The organism is Streptomyces sp. NPDC047042 (assembly GCF_040644035.1).
In the GTDB taxonomy this organism is placed as follows: domain Bacteria; phylum Actinomycetota; class Actinomycetes; order Streptomycetales; family Streptomycetaceae; genus Streptomyces.
Genome location: NZ_JBEYVP010000009.1, coordinates 128,854 through 148,253, shown reverse-complemented (window position 1 = coordinate 148,253; position 19,400 = coordinate 128,854). Strand labels below are relative to the sequence as shown.

The 19,400-nt window shown below is 69.7% G+C and carries 13 protein-coding genes; 8 read left to right on the top strand and 5 right to left on the bottom strand.

What is annotated here, in order from left to right; all coding sequences use genetic code 11:
* Positions 1 to 119: 119 nt before the first annotated feature.
* Positions 120 to 575, top strand: coding sequence for a MarR family transcriptional regulator (locus ABZ855_RS12515; RefSeq protein WP_360805227.1), 456 nt, complete (start codon positions 120 to 122; stop codon positions 573 to 575).
* 105 nt (positions 576 to 680) lie between these two features.
* Here the strand turns inward: ABZ855_RS12515 and ABZ855_RS12510 are convergent, their stop codons facing one another.
* Positions 681 to 1,349, bottom strand: coding sequence for a hypothetical protein (locus tag ABZ855_RS12510; RefSeq protein ID WP_360805224.1), 669 nt, complete (start codon positions 1,347 to 1,349; stop codon positions 681 to 683).
* Positions 1,346 to 1,744: a hypothetical protein gene (locus ABZ855_RS12505; protein WP_360805221.1), complete on the bottom strand. Its 399-nt coding sequence runs from the start codon at positions 1,742 to 1,744 to the stop codon at positions 1,346 to 1,348. The genes ABZ855_RS12510 and ABZ855_RS12505 overlap by 4 nt, the downstream gene beginning before the upstream one ends.
* A 153-nt stretch (positions 1,745 to 1,897) precedes the next feature.
* Here ABZ855_RS12505 and ABZ855_RS12500 point away from each other — a divergent pair, with 153 nt between their 5' ends.
* From ABZ855_RS12500 to ABZ855_RS12480, 5 genes are all read left to right on the top strand, one after another.
* Positions 1,898 to 4,453: a CHAT domain-containing protein gene (locus ABZ855_RS12500; RefSeq protein ID WP_360805218.1), complete on the top strand. Its 2,556-nt coding sequence runs from the start codon at positions 1,898 to 1,900 to the stop codon at positions 4,451 to 4,453.
* Between the two features lie 27 nt (positions 4,454 to 4,480).
* Complete coding sequence (locus tag ABZ855_RS12495; protein ID WP_360805215.1) at positions 4,481 to 5,074, top strand: tetratricopeptide repeat protein; 594 nt, start codon at positions 4,481 to 4,483, stop codon at positions 5,072 to 5,074.
* 278 nt (positions 5,075 to 5,352) lie between these two features.
* On the top strand, positions 5,353 to 6,762 hold the full coding sequence (locus ABZ855_RS12490) for a family 2B encapsulin nanocompartment shell protein (protein WP_360805212.1): 1,410 nt from the start codon (positions 5,353 to 5,355) through the stop codon (positions 6,760 to 6,762).
* Positions 6,763 to 6,810: 48 nt separating this feature from the next.
* A complete protein-coding gene (locus ABZ855_RS12485; RefSeq protein WP_360805209.1) occupies positions 6,811 to 8,130 on the top strand; it encodes a family 2 encapsulin nanocompartment cargo protein terpene cyclase in 1,320 nt (439 codons plus the stop codon).
* A gap of 5 nt (positions 8,131 to 8,135) precedes the next feature.
* The gene (locus ABZ855_RS12480) at positions 8,136 to 9,038 is read left to right on the top strand and encodes a geranyl diphosphate 2-C-methyltransferase (RefSeq protein ID WP_360805206.1); all 903 of its coding nucleotides are present in this window, start codon (positions 8,136 to 8,138) and stop codon (positions 9,036 to 9,038) included.
* Positions 9,039 to 9,096: 58 nt separating this feature from the next.
* Here ABZ855_RS12480 and ABZ855_RS12475 read toward each other — a convergent pair whose 3' ends face one another.
* Complete coding sequence (locus ABZ855_RS12475; RefSeq protein WP_360805203.1) at positions 9,097 to 11,151, bottom strand: alpha-L-fucosidase; 2,055 nt, start codon at positions 11,149 to 11,151, stop codon at positions 9,097 to 9,099.
* Positions 11,152 to 11,471: 320 nt separating this feature from the next.
* Here ABZ855_RS12475 and ABZ855_RS12470 point away from each other — a divergent pair, with 320 nt between their 5' ends.
* A complete protein-coding gene (locus ABZ855_RS12470) occupies positions 11,472 to 13,319 on the top strand; it encodes an alkyl sulfatase dimerization domain-containing protein (protein WP_360805200.1) in 1,848 nt (615 codons plus the stop codon).
* Here ABZ855_RS12470 and ABZ855_RS12465 read toward each other — a convergent pair.
* A complete protein-coding gene (locus tag ABZ855_RS12465) occupies positions 13,309 to 14,532 on the bottom strand; it encodes a helix-turn-helix domain-containing protein (protein ID WP_360805197.1) in 1,224 nt (407 codons plus the stop codon). The two genes, ABZ855_RS12470 and ABZ855_RS12465, sit on opposite strands and share 11 nt — an antisense overlap.
* A 142-nt stretch (positions 14,533 to 14,674) precedes the next feature.
* On the opposite strand from ABZ855_RS12465, the gene ABZ855_RS12460 reads away from it, so the two are divergent.
* The gene (locus ABZ855_RS12460; RefSeq protein ID WP_360805194.1) at positions 14,675 to 15,997 is read left to right on the top strand and encodes an MFS transporter; all 1,323 of its coding nucleotides are present in this window, start codon (positions 14,675 to 14,677) and stop codon (positions 15,995 to 15,997) included.
* Here the strand turns inward: ABZ855_RS12460 and ABZ855_RS12455 are convergent.
* Positions 15,987 to 19,169, bottom strand: a complete 3,183-nt coding sequence (locus ABZ855_RS12455) for a glycoside hydrolase N-terminal domain-containing protein (RefSeq protein WP_360805191.1) — start codon at positions 19,167 to 19,169, stop codon at positions 15,987 to 15,989. The genes ABZ855_RS12460 and ABZ855_RS12455 overlap by 11 nt on opposite strands.
* Positions 19,170 to 19,400 lie beyond the last annotated feature (231 nt).

Here is a 19,400-nt window from a genome sequence, read left to right as displayed (position 1 = left end):
GCAGAAGAGTAGCGAGCTATTAGATCGTGCGCAACTTATTAGGGCTCGATATAATCGAGGAGACTTGGACGGTAACGTGGTCGACGCCGATGATCAGCACGGACACCAGGAGCCGCATCGTGGAACAAATCACTGCAGAACGGCCCGAGGGGTCGCTGATCCTGGACGACCAGGTGTGCTTCGCCCTGTACGCCGCCTCCCGGGCGGTCACCGCCCGCTACCGGCCTCTGCTCGACACGCTCGGACTGACCTACCCGCAGTACCTGGTGATGCTCGTCCTCTGGGAACAGGACTCGATCTCGGTGAGCGCCCTGGGGGCGGCCCTCCAGCTCGAGTCCAGCACACTGTCACCGCTTCTGAAGCGCCTGGAGGCGGCGGGACTGCTGCGACGTGAGCGGCGTCCCGATGATGAGCGTTCTGTCGCCATCCACCTCACCGAGGCCGGTACCGGGCTTCGGGACAGGGCCCGTACGGTTCCTGTCGCGATCGGTGATGCGATGGGCCTGAGCGCGGAGCAGGACGCCACCATCAAGCAACTGCTCCGGCTGGTCACCGCCAATGTGACCGGCCAATGATCACGCCGTCGACTCTTGAACCAGCGGTGCGGCCCGGTGGGGGCTGGTCGCGCAGTTCCCCGCGCCCCCAAGAGCAGGGGCTGCGCCCCGTGCTCTTGTCTTTCCTCAGCCGCAAGCAGCCACCACCGACAAGTTGCTCACCTGCGCCATCGGGATGACGGCGGCGATGTGCCTTCCCGTCACCGTCAGGCGGAGCATCCCCCCGTCGGCCGATCGCAGGACGCCGCAGGTTGTCGTCGAGCCGTGTTCGACCTTCAGGTAGGAGGGCGGGGAGGCGGCGGGTGTGGGGGCGGGGGCCCACCATGTCAGGCCGACCCCTGCCAACAGGCACACCAGGCCCACGGCCACGGCGGCACGGGCGACGTCGAGCCTGGCCCCGGCGCGGCGTGCGGCGGCGACCCGCAGAGCCCGTACCGATCCGTACCGTTCGTGGACGTCGGCCAGGGTCAGCGTCAGCCAACGACCGCCGGCCTGGGCGGCCAGCGCCTGCCACAGCCCGATCACGCTGGCGGCGAGGCCGAGCGCGACCAGCGTCGTGATGGCGATCCCCCAGCCCACGGGCATGTCGCCGACCACGTCCCGTCCCTTGATGACAAAACCGGTGGTCACCAGGGTGATGAACGCGGCAAGGCCGTTGCGCCACTTCTCCGCGCTGTCCTGCACCCGAGGCAGCGAGTCGTCGATGAGCCGCTCGAACTCGGCCCGTTCGGTCAGATCGGAGGGCGTGGGCGGACGGTCGGGCAGCAGTGCCCGGTAGCGCGGCGGCACGCTCATCGGGCCGCCTCGTCCGCCTCGTCCGGACCGTCCTCGTCGAGCACCAACTGGACCCGGAAGGCGACGCCGCACCCGGTGACCTGCTCGGGGGCGCCTTCGTGGGGCTCGCCGCAGCCACAACTGACGTCGATGACCACGGTCGGCGGCAGGGGCTCCGCGTCGTGTCCGCCCCTCACTGGGGTGACCGCCTGGCCGACCTGCCGGTCGACGAACTGATGCCCGCACCGTGGGCACGGGCCACCGACGGTCGCCGTCACCACTCCCTCGCCGACGACCACGCCGGCCCGCATCCCTCCCGACTCGATCAGGCGGAAAGCACGTTCGGTCCACCGGTAGGCCGTGCTCACCTGGTAGGGCACATCGGCTGTCTCGGCGGCGGCCGGCTCGCTCGGCATCAACCTCGTCCTCCCCCGCATGCGTGGAACTGCACCAGTGTAGTAAGTGATGATGGCAATATGGTCGGTGTGCGCGACTGGGTGGCACGACTGACTGGGCGGCCACGCGCGGGAGTTGGGGCGCGCGAGTCGTCTCCGGCAGCGCGTCCGGTCATGGATCCGGCCCGACTCGACGAACTCGTGGCGCGGCAGCGGGCACTGAGCGCGGGCCCGGCCGCCGAACCCACCGAGGTGATGCGCCTCGCCGAGGCTCTGTTCACGCGGTTCGAACTCGCCGGGCGGCCCGAGGACCTCGACGACGCGATAGCCGCCGGCCGACGGGCCCAGCCGGGCTTTCCCGCAGACCACCCCCAGTGGGCCGAAGTCACCGGCAGACTGCGGCAGTGGCTGTCGGTCCGACACCGGCTGCGCGGCACGCCCGAGGACCTCGACGAGACGATCGCGCTCACCCGCCTGTTGATCACCGCCCGTCCGGCCCGCGACGAACTGGCTGACCTGCTCGACGAGTTGAGCGGGTTGCTGACCGCGCGGTACGACCGAGCAGGAGCGATCACCGACCTGGAGGAGGTACTGACGGCGAGCAGCCAGGCGGTCAACAAGACCCCCACCCACGATCCGGACTGGGCGGGCCGGATGGCGAACCTCGCCATGGCCCTGCGCCTGCACTTCCTCCGGACCGACAAGGCCGCCGATCTCGACCTGGCCATCCACACCGCCGAAGTGTCCGTCGAGCACTTGAACCCTGCCCACTCCGCATACGCGCACGTCCGCTCGAACCTCGGAATCCTCCTGCACACCCGCTTCGGACGGTCCGGCGACCGAGACGATCTCGACCGAGCCGTCCGGCTCTACAGAGAGGCCGTCGAGCGCGACGCGGGGGATCCGCTGGGCCGGTCCGTCATGCTGTCCAACCTCGCGTCAGCCCTGTACGACCGGTTCGAACACGCCGGGAACGACGCCGATCTGGACGAGGCGATCACCCTGGTGCGCCGTGCGGTCGACCTCACTCCGCCGCACGATCCGGCGAAGGGACGGCATCTGACCAACCTCAGCAACATCCTGCTGAGCAGGCACGACCGCGACGGCGCCGACGCCGACCTGGCCGAGGCCCTCGAAGTGCTCCGTTCCGTCGTCTCCTCGCCGACGGCGGCGCCGAGGCTGCGGCTGACGACGGCGCTCGTCTGGGCGGGGACAGCCGAACGCCGGGGCGACGCCGACGCGGCCCTGACCGCGTTGCACACCGCGGTCGACCTGCTCCAGGTCATCGCCTGGCACGGCCTGGACCGGGTAAGCCGCGAATCGGCGCTGGCGGACGTGCGTGGCCTGGCGAGCGAGGCGGCGGCCGTCGCGGTACGCCTGGGCAGGCCGGAAAGCGCTGTCGAAATGCTCGAACAGGGCACTTCGGTGCTCTGGGGCCAGAGCCTGCGTCTGCGGTCCGATCTGTCGGAACTGGCCGTGACAAAACCCGAGTTGGTGGACCGACTGCACACCGCGCGCCGGGGACTGGACGGCGCCACCGCGGACGACGCGGAGCGAGGGCGGCTGAGCAGGCTCTGGGACGTGACGGTGCGGGAGGTGCGCGGCCTCCCCGGCTGGACGGACTTCCTGGCCCCCGTGCCCTTCGACCGGCTGCGCCACGCCGCCGACGAGGGCCCCGTCGTGTGGCTCAACGTCGCCGACGACCGCTGCGACGCGCTGGTGGTGGCGGAGGGGCGGGTGACCCTGGTGCCCCTGATCGGGCTGAGTCACGAGTCCGCGCTGGAGAGGTGCAACACCTATCTGGAGTCCCTGTCCTACGCGGCTCAGTTCAGGGGTCCGAAGGACTTCCTCGTACGCGAGCGCTTCCGCGAGGAACTGGTGGACATGCTGGCCTGGCTGTGGGACACGGTCACCGAGCCCGTACTCTACGCACTCGGGTTCACCGGCACGCCGGCGGAACCGCTGCCACGCCTGTGGTGGTGCCCGACGGGACCGCTGACCTTCCTGCCGGTGCACGCGGCCGGCCATTACGGCTCCGGCGCGGATCCGACCCGGTCGGTGCCCGGACGCGTCGTGCCCTCCTATGTCTCCGGTCTCGGCGCGCTGCTGCGTGCCCGCCACAACCCGGACACGGCACCCGCCCGTGTGCTGGCCGTAGGGGTGGGTGAGGGAGACGGGCGGCAGCCCACGCTGCCCGAGGTGCGCCAGGAGCTCGCCGGGCTCACCGCCGTGGTGCCGCCCGAGCGGCTGACCGTCCGGACCGGGTCACAGGCCACCCGCACCGCGGTGTTGCGGGCGCTGACCGAGCACTCGTGGCTGCATCTGGCCGGGCACACGGAGCCTGATCCCGAGCGGCCCCTGCACACCGGGATCGTGCTGTCGGACGGGCCGCTGACCGTGCTCGACCTCGCCGACCGGCGCCTGGAGGGGGCGCAGTTGGCGTATCTGTCCGCGTGCATGACGACGTTGGGCAGCGGCCGGCTCATCGATGAGGCGCTGCACCTGTCGGCGGTCCTCCAACTCGCCGGCTACCGGCATGTGGTCGCGACCCAGTGGCACATCGAGGACCGGCACGCCGCGCGGATGGCCGAGGCGGTCTACTCCCGGCTCTCTCGCAGCGGCGAACTGGACGCGGACCGCGCGGCGCACGCGCTGCACGAGACGCTCGACGAGCTGCGCGAGCGGGCCCACCCGGTGGACTGGGCAGCGTATGTGCACCGGGGACCGTGAGAGCCAGGGATCGACCAGGGGGGATGAATGAACCGGAAACAGCGCAAGGAAGTCAGAGACATCGAGAAGCTGGTCGAGGACAGCGGGCGCCACGCCGCGGCGGATCCGGCGCGGCTGGCCGACCACGCCGCCGTCCTCGTGCGCGCCGGGGACGTCTACCGGTCGGCGGACCGGCTGCAGGAGGCGTACGCCGTCCTGACCGAGGCGCTTGACGCCTACCGGCGACTCGACGACCTGCCCGGCGAGATGCGCGTCCTGTCCGGCATGTCATTCGTCCTGCGCGCCCAGGACCGGTTCGCCGAGGCCGCGGAGTGCTGCCGCCGCTCGCTCGACATAGCGACGGGTCTGGGCTGGGAGCAGATGCGGGACGCGCTCCAGTGGCGGATCGCCGCGATGGAGGCGGCCGACCGGGCGGGCATCGACGTGCCTGACGAACTGGTCAAGGCGGCCCTGCACGGCAAGCCCGGCGAGGACTGGGTCTACGAGATCGACGAGAAACGGATCAAAGGCGACCACGCACCCCCGGAAGCCATCATCCGAGCCTGGCAGGTCGGCCCCGACCGACTGCTCACCGGTGTGGTCATCCCCAACGCCAACTACCGAGCGGACAGGAAGCGGTAGAAGGCAGACGCTCGGGCGTTGAAACCGACCGGTCGCTCGCCGGGCCGCGCCGCGCGTTACGTCGGCCGAACCCTGTCGACGGCCGGGCAAACATCGTGCGGGGCGCGATCATCGTATCGAGTTAACGTCGCCCGCTTTCCTTGGTCCACAGGCCGACGTGGCCACTACTGTTCACCTGGATCTGGACGGATTCCCCCTTGAATACCCCCTTTTTCTCCTGTTGGTCCGACGAGCCCATACAGGTGCCCTCACCGCCCTGAGCAAGGAGTGCTCGCCCGATGACTGTTGACTCGAGCCCGGAAGCGCAACTGGAGCCGCCCCGGCAATCCCTGGGCACGGCGGCCGCCCGCAACCTCGCCACCACCACCAAGTCCGCCCCGCAGATGCAGGAGATCACCTCTCGCTGGCTGCTGCGGATGCTCCCCTGGGTGGAGGCCAAGGGCGGGGCCTACCGGGTGAACCGTCGTCTGACCTACACCGTCGGCGACGGGAGCGTGGAGTTCGTCCAGGACGGCGCCGATGTCCGGGTGATTCCTCGTGAACTCGGTGAACTGGCCCTGCTGCGCGGCTTCGACGACGTCGAGGTACTGACCGCTCTCGCCGATCGGTGCGTCCAACGGGACTTCCGGGTCGGCGAGACGCTGGTGGAGCGCGGCGCCCCCGCGGACCGACTCCACCTGATCGCCCACGGCCGCGTCAGCCGGACCTCCGTCGGTGGGTACGGCGACGAGGTCGCCCTGGACGTACTCGCCAATGGCGACCGGTTCGGGGACCACGCCCTGCTGGACGGGCACGCCCCCTGGGACCACACCGCGACCGCCGTGACCTCGGGCACCCTGCTCACCCTGTCGCGCGCCGACTTCGAGGCCGTGCTGTCCATGGCGCCGGCCCTCCGGGACCACATCGAGAGGTTCAAGTCCCTTCCCCGCCAACGGCAGAACCACCGCGGCGAGGCGGAGATCGCGATGTCGGCCGGACACACCGGCGAGCACGATCTGCCCGGCACGTTCGTCGACTACGAGGTGAAACCCCGCGAGTACGAACTCTCGGTCGCGCAGACCGTCCTGCGGATCCACACGAGGGTCTCCGACCTCTACAACGAGCCGATGAACCAGACGAAGGAGCAACTCAGGCTCACCGTCGAGGCGTTGCGGGAGCGCCAGGAGCACGAGCTGATCAACAACAGGGAGTTCGGCCTGCTCCACAACGCCGACTTCAAGCAGCGTATCCAGACGCGCTCCGGCCCGCCGACCCCGGACGACATGGACGAGCTGCTCTGCCGCCGTCGCGGGTCGAAGTTCTACCTCGCGCACCCCAAGACCATCGCGGCGATCGGGCGTGAGTTCAACGCGCGCGGGCTGTATCCGGACCACGTCGACCTCGGTGGTCAGCAGGTCCCGGCCTGGCGCGGGGTGCCCATCCTTCCCTGCAACAAGATTCCCATCACGCGGGAGATGACGAGCTCAATCCTCTGCATGCGTACCGGCGAGGACAACCAGGGTGTCATCGGGCTTCATCAGACGGGGCTGCCGGACGAGTACGAACCGGGCCTGTCGGTGCGATTCATGGGCGTCAACGAACAGGCGATCACCTCCTACCTCGTCAGCGCCTACTACTCCGCCGCCATCCTCGTCCCGGACGCGGTCGGTGTCCTGGAGGACGTGCAGATCGCCCGCCGGCCCAGGTAGCGGGCCCGGCATCCCAGGACGAACGCCCACCCCACCAAGGAGCCATCGATGCCCGCGCCCGAGCCGACCCCTCCGCAGTCGAGCCTGCCGGTGGCCGCTGCCGACTTCGGGGCTCATGTCCTCGCTCAAGCCGCGGCCCGTGCCTGCGATGTCAAGGCAGCCACCGGCGAGTCACCCGGTGCGCCGGCCCTGCCCGCCACGCCGGCCGCACCCGCGCTCACCGTGCCGGCGCCGCTGCCCCCCGAGCCTCCGACAGCCGAGGTGCCGCCACCGATGCCCGGCCTGGAACGGATCCTGCGCGGCCCCAGCGGCCTGGGCACGGCGGGCCTGCGCCTGATCCTTCGGGAGCAGCCGCCGACGCCTGCGGAGCCGTCGGCGGCCACGGCGAAGGGCAGGCCGATCCCCGGTCTCTACCACCATCAGGTGGCCGAGCCCGACCCGGCGCGGGTCGAGGAGGTCAGCCGACGGATCAAGTCCTGGGCGTTGGACGAGGTCTCCCTGTATCCCAAGGATCTGGAGGAGCAGTTCGACGGCTTCTCCGTGGGCCGCTACATGGTCGGCTGCCATCCGGACGCGCCCACCGTCGACCACCTGATGATCGCCACCCGTCTGATGGTGGCCGAGAACGCGGTGGACGACTACTACTGCGAGGACCACGGGGGTTCACCCGTCGGCCTCGGCGAACGCCTCCTGCTGGCGCACACGGCACTCGACCCCGTGTACACGACGGAGGAGTACCAGGGGCAATGGGCGAAGTCGCTCGACGCGGACGCGCCCCGGCGCGCCTACCGCTCCGCCATGGGCTACTTCTCCCAGGTGGCCAGCCCTTCCCAGAGCGACCGGTTCCGGCACGACATGGCCCGGCTTCACCTGGGGTATCTCGCCGAAGCCGCCTGGGCGCAGCTGGACCACGTACCCGAGGTGTGGGAGTACCTGGCGATGCGCCAGTTCAACAACTTCCGCCCCTGCCCGACCATCACCGACACCGTCGGCGGCTACGAACTGCCGATGGACCTGCACGCCCAGGCCGACATGCAGAAGGTCATCGCGCTCGCGGGGAACGCGACGACCATCGTGAACGACCTGTACTCGTACACCAAGGAACTCGACGCTCCGGGCCGGCACCTGAACCTGCCTGTCGTGATCGCCGAACGTGAGGGCCTCTCCGACCGGGACGCCTATCTGAAGTCGGTCGAGGTCCACAACGACCTCATGCACGCCTTCGAGGCCGAAGCCGAAGCCCTGACCGCCAACTGTCCCGTCCCGAGTGTGCAGCGCTTCCTGCGAGGCGTGGCCGCGTGGGTCGACGGCAACCACCACTGGCACCAGACCAACACCTATCGATACAGCCTGCCCGATTTCTGGTAGCAAGAATGGATTCATCTGTGAGCAGCACGACCAGCACCGAACTCACCGCCACCGACGCCCCTGTGTGTATCCCCGGTCCGGCGTCTCCCTACCAGGGAGACATCGCCCGCTACTGGGACGGGGAGGCCAGGCCCGTCAACCTGCGTCTCGGCGATGTCGACGGTCTCTACCACCACCACTACGGCATCGGCGAGGTCGACCACTCCGCGCTCGGCGACGCCGAGGACAGCGAGAGCGAGAAGAAGCTGATCGCCGAACTCCACCGCCTGGAGTCGGCGCAGGCCGATCTCCTCCTGGGGCACCTCGGCGACATCGGGAGCGACGACACCCTTGTGGACGCCGGCTGCGGGCGCGGTGGGTCGATGGTGATGGCGCACCAACGCTTCGGATGCAAGGTCGAAGGTGTCACGCTGTCGGCCAAGCAGGCCGACTTCGCCAACCGGCGTGCCCGGGAACTCCGTATCCAGGACCATGTCCGCGCCCGGGTCTGCAACATGCTCTCCACGCCCTTCGAGACCGGTCGGGCCGCGGCCTCGTGGAACAACGAGTCCAGCATGTACGTCGACCTGCACGACCTCTTCGCGGAACACTCCCGCATCCTCGAGGTCGGCGGCCGCTATGTGACCATCACCGGCTGCTGGAACCCCCGTTACGGCCAGCCTTCGAAGTGGGTCTCCCAGATCAACGCGCACTTCGAGTGCAACATCCACTCGCGCAGGGAGTACCTGCGTGCCATGGCCGACAACCGTCTGGTGCCTCAGGCGGTCATCGATCTCACGCCCGACACCCTGCCCTACTGGGAGCTGCGGGCAACGTCTTCGCTGGTCACGGGAATCGAGGACGCGTTCATCAACTCGTACAAGGACGGCTCCTTCCAGTACCTCCTCATCGCCGCCGACCGAGTCTGATGCTCTGCTCCGCGGGGGCCTGCGCCTTGGGGCACAGGCCCCCGCGGGGTGGCGCCAGTCAGCTGGCCGGGCTGATCGTCCACAGCAGGTTGGTGCTCTGCTGCCATGTCCACTGCTTGGTCACGGCCCCTGCGGCGGCCATTCCGCCGCCGTCCAGGACCAGGCCCGTGCTGCGGTTGGCGATGGAGTACTGGCCTTGGCCCCGGTGGACTATCTGCCACTGCTGGGTGTCGCCGCCGTCCCAGGCCTTCTGCCGGGCCGGGTCGCCGTTGGCGGTGGCGCCCCAGCCGTCGGCGACCATGCCGTTGGTGCGGTTGACGAGCCTGTAGTAGCCGTTCCCCAGTTCGATGGCCTGCCACTGGAGATTGTTACTGTTCACCGACTCCCACTGCTTCAGGTTCGAGCCGCTCGCGACATTGCCGCCGCTGTCCAGCACCAGGTGGTTCGTGACGTTGGCCAGGCGGAGGTATTTGTCGGGCCTGAACGTCACCTTCAGCGAGGCGATGACGTCGTTGTTGCCGGTCACCCGGAGGTCGGGGGTGTTCGCGGTGAACGTCCAGGCGGTGCCGGTGAAGTTGTCGCCGGAGTAGCCCGTCACCTGGTAGCCGTCCGGCACCAGGAGGGAGGAGATCATGGCGGGTCCCAGGCCTGCGGCGGACAGCTGGGAGGAGGTGTAGCCGCCCAGCTGCAGGACGGCCCGGGCACCGTCGTAGCTGACGTTCTGGAACACCGTCGCCGAGACCCGCACGGGCATGCCCTGCACCTCGACGCACACCACGGAATCGATGGCGTTCGGCGCGGTGGCGGGGACGGTGACATTGATCTGGTCGGTGACCGTGTAAGGGAGCGAGACCGAGGGGTTGTCCAGCAGATAGACGCGGCTGACCGTGTTGTCGATCGCCGGGATGCGCAACTGCCCGTTCGTGGGCCAGGTGAAGACATGGGCGAAGAGCTTGCCGTTCTTCTTGGTGACCCTCCCCCAGGCGGGGTCCGCGGCGAACGGGCTGCCGCTGGTGCCGTGAATGCTGTCGCTGTACGTCGACATCCATGAGGCCAGGCCGGTCAGGACGGTCTGGGTGCCCGCGCTGACCGAACCGTCGCCCTTGGGGCCGATGTTCAGCAGGTGGTTGCCGTCCCGGGAGACGACCGTCACGAGCTCCCGAACGATGTCCGTGACCGATCTGTAGGAGTTCTCCTTCGACGCGTCGTAGCCCCAGGCGCCGTTCATGGTGGCGCACCGCTCCCACGGCCGGCCCATCGGCGTGCTGGGCACCCCGAACTCCGCGACCGCGTAGTCACCCAGCCCGTGGTCCCGCTTGACCCGCTCGTTGACGATGAGGCCGGGCTTGCGGGCGATCAGCCAGTCGTAGAGGTCCTTGCCGTCCGACGTAAGCCACCAGTCCTCGAGGGTGGGGCCGGCCGGCTCGTCGAACCAGTCGCCGTCGAACCACAGCAGTGCCGGGTCGTAGCGGTCCAGCAGTTCCTGCAGTTGTGCCTTCAGGTCGGCGATGTAGGCGGTGCGGGCCGTCTGCGAGGACATCGTGGTGAGACCGCCCTCGTGACGGTCCGTCTGGGACGGGTGGTTCCAGTCGAGGATCGAGTAGTAGAGGCAGAACTTGATGCCACGGCTCTCGCACTCTGTCTTGAGGTCCATGAGCAGGTCGTTCTGGACGCCGGTGTAGTCGTGCAGGTTGTACGGCTTGGTGCCCGTGGTGTCGGTGAAGCCGGGCACGTTGGAATCCCACATCGCGAAGCCCTCGTGGTGCTTCGCGGTGATCACGAGGTACTTCATGCCGGCGTTCTTGGCCAGTTCGGCGATGGTGGCGGCGTTGAACCGGGTCGGGGCGAAGTTCTGGGTGACCCGGGTCTGGTAGTCCGCCTTGCTCCACTGCTGGTTGTCGAACGCCCACTCGCCCTGGCCGAGGTAGGAGTACGACCCGAAGTGGATGAACATCCCGAACCTCGCCTGGTACCACCAGTCCATCTTCGAGGGGACGGTGTACGCCTGGGCGGTGGAGGGCCACAGGACCTGCGGCAGGCCGAAGGCCGCGACTCCTCCGGCGAGGGCGGCGGCCTTCATCACTGTGCGTCTGCTGAGGGAGTCGGAGGACATGGTGCGGCTCCATGTGTCGAGGGTGTCGAGGGTGTCGAGGGGATGGGTGACAGGGGCCCCGAAGAAGACATCGGATGGATTTATAGGAGCACTAGGGTGGCCACGTCTATAGCTGGGACGAGATTCAAGCAAAACAGCACAACAAGCGGGCATTTCCAAGAGTCACACCAAGCCGGGAGATCACCTTCGCTCCCCCTGGGACCCTCACACATAGGACCTCTTAGCCGTCTGCCGTGCCGCTGCTCGTTGTGACGCGTCAGCGAATCCCCTGTGACGCGTCATCAGGCGCCGTCGGCCCGGGAGTGTGAGGATCGACGACCATGACGAGCAGCGAGACGACCATGACCGATCAGGACTTCGCCGATGCGGACCGGGGGTTCATCGCCCGGCTCGAGCCCGGCGTGGTGCGAGCCGCGGACGGCCGGGTCGTGTGGGACGCGGACGCGTACGGCTTCCTGGACGGGGAGTGTCCGCCGACCGCGAACCCCTCGCTGTGGCGGCAGAGCGGGCTCGTTGCGCGGCAGGGGCTGTACGAGGTGGTGCCGGGGATCTACCAGGTGCGCGGCCTGGACCTGTCGAACGTGACCTTCGTGGAGGGCGAGCGCGGTGTCGTCGTCATCGACCCGCTGATCAGCGCCGAGGTGGCCGCCGCCGCCCTCGCCCTGTACCGGGAGCACCGGGGCGAGCGGCCCGTGACGGGCGTCATCTACACCCACTCGCATGTCGACCACTTCGGCGGTGTCCGCGGCGTCGTCGATCCGGCCGAGGTCACGGCCGGGCGGGTGCCGGTCCTCGCCCCGGCCGGGTTCCTGGAGCACGCCGCCAGCGAGAACGTCTTCACGGGTACGGCCATGGCCCGCAGGTCGGGCTACATGTACGGGGCCGCGCTGCCGAAAGGGCCGGCCTGGCAGATCGGCTGCGGGCTCGGGCAGACGACGTCGACCGGCAGCGTCGGCCTGATCGCACCGACCGTCGACATCAGCCGTACCGGGCAGGTGGAAACCGTCGACGGGGTACGGATGGTCTTGCAGCTCACGCCGGGCACGGAGGCTCCGGCGGAGATGAACTTCCACTTCCCCGAGCTGGGGGTGCTGTGCGTCGCGGAGAACGCCTGCCACACGCTGCACAACGTGCTCACCCTGCGCGGGGCGTTGGTGCGCGACCCCAGCGCCTGGGCGCGGTATCTGACCGAGACGATACGGCTGTTCGCCGATGACACCGACGTCGTCTTCGCCTCCCACCACTGGCCCACCTGGGGCCAGGAGCGCGCGATCCGCTTCCTGGAGGAGCAGCGCGACGCCTACGCCTATCTGCACGACCAGTCCGTCCGGCTGATCAACTCCGGGTACACCGGGGCCGAGATCGCCGAGGAGCTGTCCTTCCCGCCCGCGCTCGCCCGTGCGTGGCACGCGCGCGGTTACTACGGCACGCTCAGCCACAACGCCAAGGCCGTCTACCAGCGCTACATGGGCTGGTTCGACGGCAACCCGGCCCACCTGTGGCAGCATCCGCCCACCGAAGCGGCCGTACGGTACGTGGAGTTCATGGGCGGAGCCGACGCGGTGGTGGCCAAGGCGCGCGCGTCGTACGAGGCCGGGGACCTGCGGTGGGTCGCGGAGGTGCTCGCCCATGTCCTGTTCGCCGAGCCCGGGCATTCCCGGGCTCGTGCCTTGCAGGCCGACACCTTCGAGCGGCTCGGGCACGGCTCCGAGTCCGGGCCGTGGCGCAACTTCTACCTGATGGGCGCCGCCGAGCTGCGCGACGGCATCCTCGGGACGCCGACGCCCTCCGCTCCGGATGTGCTGGCCGCGCTGACGGCCGAGCAGATCTTCCAGTCCATGGCCGTACGCGTCGACGGCCCGCGCGCGGCCGAGGCCGGACGCCTGCTGCTGCGCTGGGAGTTCACCGACACCGGCGAGGTGTGGACGCTGCTGCTGTCCAACGGGGCGCTCACCCCGATGCGCGGGGACGCCCCGCAGGGCGAGCGGCCCGGGGTGGTGCTGCGGTTGGCCCGCACCACCCTGAACGCGGTCCTCGGCGGGGCGACGACCTTCGCCGAGGAGATCATGGGCGGGGCCGTGGCTCTCGACGGCGACGCCCACACCCTGGTCGCGTTCGGCTCCCTGCTGGAGTCACCCGACCCGGACTTCGCCATCGTCACTCCGTGACACCGGCGTCGGCGTCGCGCAGCAGCAGGGCCGCGAGCGCCAGCGCCACATCCCGGGGGTCGGCGAGGTCCAGCCCGGTCAGGTCCTGGATCCGGGCGAGCCGGTTGTCCACGGAGTTGGGGTGCAGGTTGAGCAGGCGAGCGGTGGCCCGGCGGTCCTGACGCTGTTCCAGGTGGGTGCGCAGGGTGTCGACGAGCTCGGGGCGGTCGGCGAGGGGGGCGAGCATCGCGACGATGCGGGCGCTGCCCTCGCTCGGGCGGGAGAGGTGGTACTCCAGCAGCACGTCCTCGAGCCGGTGCACTCCGGGTCGCACACCACAGGCGGCCGCGACCCGGACCACCTCGGAGGTCAGTCGCGCGGCGCGCGGGACGTCACCGGCCGTCGTCGCGGCAGCGGCTGCCAGCCGTAGCTCGGGTCCTGCCGTCTCACGCAGCAACTCCCGCAGCCGACCGGGTGGTTCGGTCACTCCCGGTACGACGACATGCCCGCCGTCACCGTCGAGCACGGCGAGCACCTCCGTGCCGAAGGCGCGGTCCAACGCCCCCTGAACGCGCCGGAGCAGCCGCCGGAGGGTGACCGGGGAAAGCCCGCCGGTGACCGCCGACGTGCCGAAACGCAGGCACAGCACCAGCACCGGCCCGTCCGGCACGGGCGCGCCGATGACCGGCCTGCCGTCCAGCAGGGCCCGGGCGAGCGTGCGGCGCTGCTCGTGGCGTTCGGCGGCGAGGGCCACCTGTTCGTCGAGGTAGCTCTCCGCCACGGCGCCCACGACTCGGTCCGCGGCCGTGAACAGCGCCTCGGTCAGCTCGGCCAGGGCCTGTCGCTCGCCGGGACCTGCCACCTCCCGCAGGGCCCGCCACAGTTCCCGTGCGCCCAGGGTGTAGGTGCGCAGCAGAAGGTGGAGCGGCATGCCCTCCTCGGCGCGCTGGGCGGCGCGTTCCTGGAAGTACTCCAGCGCGTCCCACCCGGAACCGTCGGCGGCGCCGCGCAGGAACAGCCGTATGGCGTGCCGAGCCGTCGCGGCGATCTCCACGTCCTTCACGTCACCGGGCAGCTCCGCGTAGCCGCTCAGTTGCTCGAACACTCCTCGGGCCATGCGCCGGGCGAGCTCGTTGACCTGCGGCTCGCAGCGGGCGGCGAGCGCCGCCGCCGCGGGGGACAGCTGCTGCGGACGGTCGCCGAACGCCGGTTCGGAGTGTTCGTCATGCGTCATGGCTCACCTCACCGCTGATTGTGATCCGTCACAGTAGCGGGCTCGTACGACTGTGATGCCCAGGGGTGTCCTCACGGTCCCGCGGCCTGCAGGATCGGCGCCACGCCGGTGACACGACTGCGTGAAGGAGCCTCGTCCCCCTATGACACAGCACACCACGGCCTGGCGCACGACCTGGGCCCTGCTCGGCTTCATGCTGGTCAACTTCGCCGACAAGGCCGTGATGGGCCTGGCCGCGCAGCCGATCATGGACGATCTCGGGCTGACCCGCGAGGAGTTCGGCACGGCTTCGGCGGCCTTCTTCGCCCTGTTCAGCGTGTCGGCTCTGGCGGTGTCGTACCTGACGCGCAAGGTCCGTACGACCGTGCTGCTGCTGGTCCTGGCGCTGCTGTGGGCGGCCGCCCAGCTGCCGATGCTGTGGTCGGCGGCCGGATTCGGCACGCTGGTGGCCACCCGCGTACTGCTCGGAGCCGCCGAGGGGCCGGCCACGCCGTTGGCCACTCATCATCTGCACGGCTGGTTCGGGCAGCGCGAGCGCACCCTGCCCACCGCGGTGCTGCTGACCGGCGCGGCCGCCGGGGTCGCCGTCGCCGCGCCCACGCTCACCCTGGTCATCGACCGCTTCGGCTGGCGGTGGGCCTTCGGGGTGGTCGGGCTGGCGGGCCTGGTGTGGGCCGGGTACTGGGCGCTGCGCGGGGCCGAGGGCCCGTACGCGCCCGACTCGCCGGACTCGCCGGAGAGCAAATACGCGGGCACGGTCCTCGTCCCCTATCGGCGCATCCTGCTGTCGGGCACCTGGCTCAGCGCGGCGTTCGGCGCGTTCGCCGCGTACTGGATGCTCAGCGCCGGCCTGACCTGGATGCCGGACTATCTGGAGGAGGTCGCCGGCCTGAGCCTGCACCAGGCCGGGACCGTGGTGACCTTCGCGGCACTGGCCAACGGCGTCGTCCTGGTGGGCCACGGACTGCTGGTCCACCGCAGGAGCCGGCCACCGCTCGGCGCGGGCACCGGAGCGCTGATGTGCCTGGCCGCCGGCGCGGTGGCCCTGTTCGCCCTCACCGATGCCGTCTGGCTGAAGGTGCTGCTGATGCTCGGCCCCATGGCGCTGGCCAACATCGTCATCACCGTGGCCCAGACCGCGTGCGCCCGGATCACGCCCGCACCGCAGCGCGGCGTCGTGCTCGGCGCACTGGCCTTCGTCTACGCCCTCGCCGGAGTGCTGTCGCCCCTGACCGTCGGCCGGGTCGTCGACGCTGCCGCCACCGTGGAGGCCGGGTACCGGGCCGCGTTCCTGCTGTCGGCGGTACTGCTCGCGGTCACCGGACTGCTGGCCGTATGGCGGCTGCGCCCCGAACGGGACGGACGGCGGCTCGCGGACGGGAGACCCGACGCGGACCGGCCGTCCTGGGCCCTCGACGCGGCTCCGGAGGCCACGAGCGGACCAGGAACGGCCTTCAGGCCTTGATCGGCTTCACCTTCCTGTCCTCGCCGTTCACCCGCACGGTGACGTTCCCCCGCTTCCGGGCCCGGTCGGCGACAATCCTGTACGACGTGACCTTCCCGTCCCGCCACGCACAGCTGACCTCGTAGCCGCCGCGGGCGCGGAGCCCGGTGAAGGAACCCTTGGCCTTCCAGGCGTCGGGCAGGGCCGGCAGCAGGTGGACGACGTCGTCGTGGCTCTGCAGGAGCATCTCGGTCACGGCGCCGGAGATGCCGAAGTTGCCGTCCATCTGGAAGGGCGGGTGGTTGCAGAACAGGTTGGGCAGCGTGTTGTACGTCAGCAGTCCGCGCAGCATGATCCGGGCGCGTTGCCCGTCGCCGAGGCGGGCGAAGAGGGCCGCCCGCCAGGGCCAGGTCCATGAGCGGCGGCTGTCGCCCGACACCGTCGCGGCCGTGAACGGAACACCTTCCTTCTCGCCGCACCGGGCCTTGAGCGAGACGAGGGCGGCGGCCGCGAAGTCGGGTGTCCTCGGTGTGATCTGACGGCCCGGGTAGACCGCGAAGAGGTGTGAGGTATGGCGGTGGATGTCGGTCGGGCTGTCGATGTCCTCCTGCCACTCCTGCAACTGGCCCCACTTGCCGATCTTGTTCGGCGCGAGTCGTGCCTGCATGTCCGCGACCCTTGCGCGGTAGGCGGGATCGGTCTTGAGCACCGCCTCGCAGTCGAGGTAGTTCTGGAACAGGTCCCAGATGATCTGCTGGTCGTACATGACGCCGTCCTCGCGCGGCCCGTGCTCGGGGGACCAGCCGTTCGGCGCGACGAGCAGTCCGTCCTCGCGCTCCTTGAGGTGGTCCTCCCAGAACTCGCAGATCTCCTTGATCATCGGATACGCGACGGTACGGAGGTATTTCCTGTCCTGGGTGAACGCCCAGTGTTCGTAGAGGTGTTGTGCGTACCAGGCGCTCGCGACGGTGTTCCACTCCCACGCATTGCCGCCGAAGACGCTCTGGCTGGTGCGGGCGGTCCAGCCGCGTGTGTCCTGTCCGAAGGCGTTGCGGGTCGCCACGCGGCTGGGCACCGCCACCTGCTTGATGAACTCGATGAGTGCTTCGTGGGACTCCGGCAGGTTCGTCGTCTCGGCGCCCCAGTAGTTCATCTGGATGTTGATGTTGGTGTGGTAGTCGGAGGCCCAGGCCGGTGAGTTGGTGTCGTTCCACAGGCCCTGGAGGTTGGCGGGCAGGCCGCCCGGGCGCGAGGAACTGATCAGCAGGTAGCGGCCGTAGTCGAACATCGTCTGTTCGAGGGTCGGGTCCTCCGCGCCCGACGCGTAGCGCGCGAGCCGGGAGTTGGTGGGCAGGGCGATGACGGTGTCGTCGGATGTGCCCCAGTCGACGGAGACGCGATTCATGAGCGCACGGGTCGCGGCGGTGTGCTTCTCGCGCAGTTTCCGATAGGACTGGGCGCTCGCCTTGTCGAGTGTCCTGGCGATGACCGGTTCGGGATCGGTTCCGCGCCATCCGGCGGCGGCGTCGAGCTTGTAGTCGGTGCGGGCGTCGAGCAGCAGGGTCAGGCTTGTGCAGCCGCTGAACCGGAGGGCCGGTCCGTCGGCGCGGAAGTCGCCGTCGGTGTCCACGACCTGGACGGTGCACGCGTGCTTGAGACCGTTGCCCATGACGCCGCTGAAGGCGATCCGTCGGGCGTCGGCGTCGACGGCGGTCGCAGCCCCCTGTTGTGCGGATGTCAGGGAGATGGCGCCGGAGAGTCCCTTGTCGGTGTCCGACGTGTACCGGAAGACCATGACGTCTGCGGACCGGCTGGCGAATGCCTCCCGCCGGACGCGCCGCCCCGGCGTCCCGAAGCGGGTGACATGGACGCCGTTCAGGAAGTCCAGGGCACGCTGGTAGTCGACGAACGTGCGCTGCGTGCGCGTGTCGAACCCCCTTCCCTCCAATACGACTTCGGCGATCTGGAAACCGGTGGACGCCTCGCCGGGAGTGAAGGTGATCCGGTAGGCGCGGTAGGCGGTGCCGTTGGTGATCCGGAACGTCCGGCTCTCACCACGGCCGGCGAAGGGCGCGCCGGGGCTCTGGGCGTCGAGCGTCACCCAGGCCTGCCCGTCCTGCGACGCCTCGAGCGTCCATCGGCGTGGGTCGTCCTGCGGACGGTCCGGGGCGGCCGTCAGCGTGTACGAGGTGACGGCGACCGGGCGGGGCACGTCGGCCTGCCAGACGACCCCAGGTTGGGCGTCGGCGACCCGCCAGACCGTGGCCGGATCGCCGTCCACCGAGGATGAGATGTCCGCGGCACGCGACCCTTCGGAGTGCCCGCTCGGCGACGACAGGTACAGCGCGCCGCCGCCGAGGTCGACGCCGGTCAGACCGATCTCGCTCACCTGGAAGTGGCTGACCCCTGCCTTGGGGACGAAGTCGAACCGGTAGAAGCGGTACGCCCCGCTGATGGCGCAGGTGAACTCCTTCGTCTGGAAACGGCTCTCGAAGGGCGCCGCCAAGGTGCGGCTGTCCAGCTCGGTCCAGTCGGCGCCGTCGGCGGAACCGGACAGGGTCCACTGCTGCGGGTCGCGCTGCGGCACATCGTTGGCACTCGTCAGACGGTAGGAGGCGACCGCGACGGGCTCGGGAAGCTCGACCTGCCATTGCACCCTCGAACCGGGCCCGTCGATGCACCACTTGGTGCTCGCGCTGCCGTCGTACGACATCTCCACGCCCTCCGACCCGGAGGTGCGGTACGGCCCACCGGGGGCCGTGACCTTCGCGCGGTCGGCGAACGTGACGACGACGTCGCCGAAGTTCAGGTAGGAGCCGAAGCCGGTCATACCGGTGTCGAACTCACTGTCGGGCTTGCCCGCGAGTGCGTTGTCGTAGTTGTTGACCCCGCCCCACAGACTCTGCTCGTTGAACTGGATGCGCTCCTGGTCGGGGTCGGCGAACAGCATGGCGCCGAGCCGGCCGTTGCCGATCGGCAGGGCCTGGGACTGCCAGTCCAGGGCGGGGACCGAGTACTTCAGCGCCTTGCGCGAGAGGGTCGGCCACCGGCCTGCCGCCGACACGGCCGAAGTGGCGGCGAAGGCCGGCCCCGCAGGGGTGCCGCCGGCCGGCTGAGTGGTCAGGGGCGCGAAGGCGAGGGCGCCACCGAACTTCAGGACGCTTCTGCGCTGCGGGTGGGACGCATGGGGCACGGCAAGATCTCCCAGCCATGGGTGTCGACACAGGGGGAAGTGGAACCTCTTCGGGTCCTCCGAGGAACACGTCATCTTTGCCGCGACATAGATGGGATGTCTATAGGGCTACATCGCCAACTCGCGTGGATTTCCCCGGAGTAGACAGCAGAGGCGGGCGCGGATCTCCCCAATACATCGGGTGTTGAGCCACTTTGACTGACCGGGGGCGCATACTTCAGGCCGTACGGA

What these genes read in the sequence shown, in the direction of transcription:
- ABZ855_RS12510 (WP_360805224.1), bottom strand. Translation starts at nt 1,349, where the DNA reads ATGAGCGTGCCGCCGCGCTACCGGGCACTGCTGCCCGACCGTCCGCCC.
- ABZ855_RS12505 (WP_360805221.1), bottom strand. Translation starts at nt 1,744, where the DNA reads ATGCCGAGCGAGCCGGCCGCCGCCGAGACAGCCGATGTGCCCTACCAG.
- ABZ855_RS12500 (WP_360805218.1), top strand. Translation starts at nt 1,898, where the DNA reads ATGGATCCGGCCCGACTCGACGAACTCGTGGCGCGGCAGCGGGCACTG.
- ABZ855_RS12495 (WP_360805215.1), top strand. Translation starts at nt 4,481, where the DNA reads ATGAACCGGAAACAGCGCAAGGAAGTCAGAGACATCGAGAAGCTGGTC.
- ABZ855_RS12490 (WP_360805212.1), top strand. Translation starts at nt 5,353, where the DNA reads ATGACTGTTGACTCGAGCCCGGAAGCGCAACTGGAGCCGCCCCGGCAA.
- ABZ855_RS12485 (WP_360805209.1), top strand. Translation starts at nt 6,811, where the DNA reads ATGCCCGCGCCCGAGCCGACCCCTCCGCAGTCGAGCCTGCCGGTGGCC.
- ABZ855_RS12480 (WP_360805206.1), top strand. Translation starts at nt 8,136, where the DNA reads ATGGATTCATCTGTGAGCAGCACGACCAGCACCGAACTCACCGCCACC.
- ABZ855_RS12475 (WP_360805203.1), bottom strand. Translation starts at nt 11,151, where the DNA reads ATGTCCTCCGACTCCCTCAGCAGACGCACAGTGATGAAGGCCGCCGCC.
- ABZ855_RS12470 (WP_360805200.1), top strand. Translation starts at nt 11,472, where the DNA reads ATGACGAGCAGCGAGACGACCATGACCGATCAGGACTTCGCCGATGCG.
- ABZ855_RS12465 (WP_360805197.1), bottom strand. Translation starts at nt 14,532, where the DNA reads ATGACGCATGACGAACACTCCGAACCGGCGTTCGGCGACCGTCCGCAG.
- ABZ855_RS12460 (WP_360805194.1), top strand. Translation starts at nt 14,675, where the DNA reads ATGACACAGCACACCACGGCCTGGCGCACGACCTGGGCCCTGCTCGGC.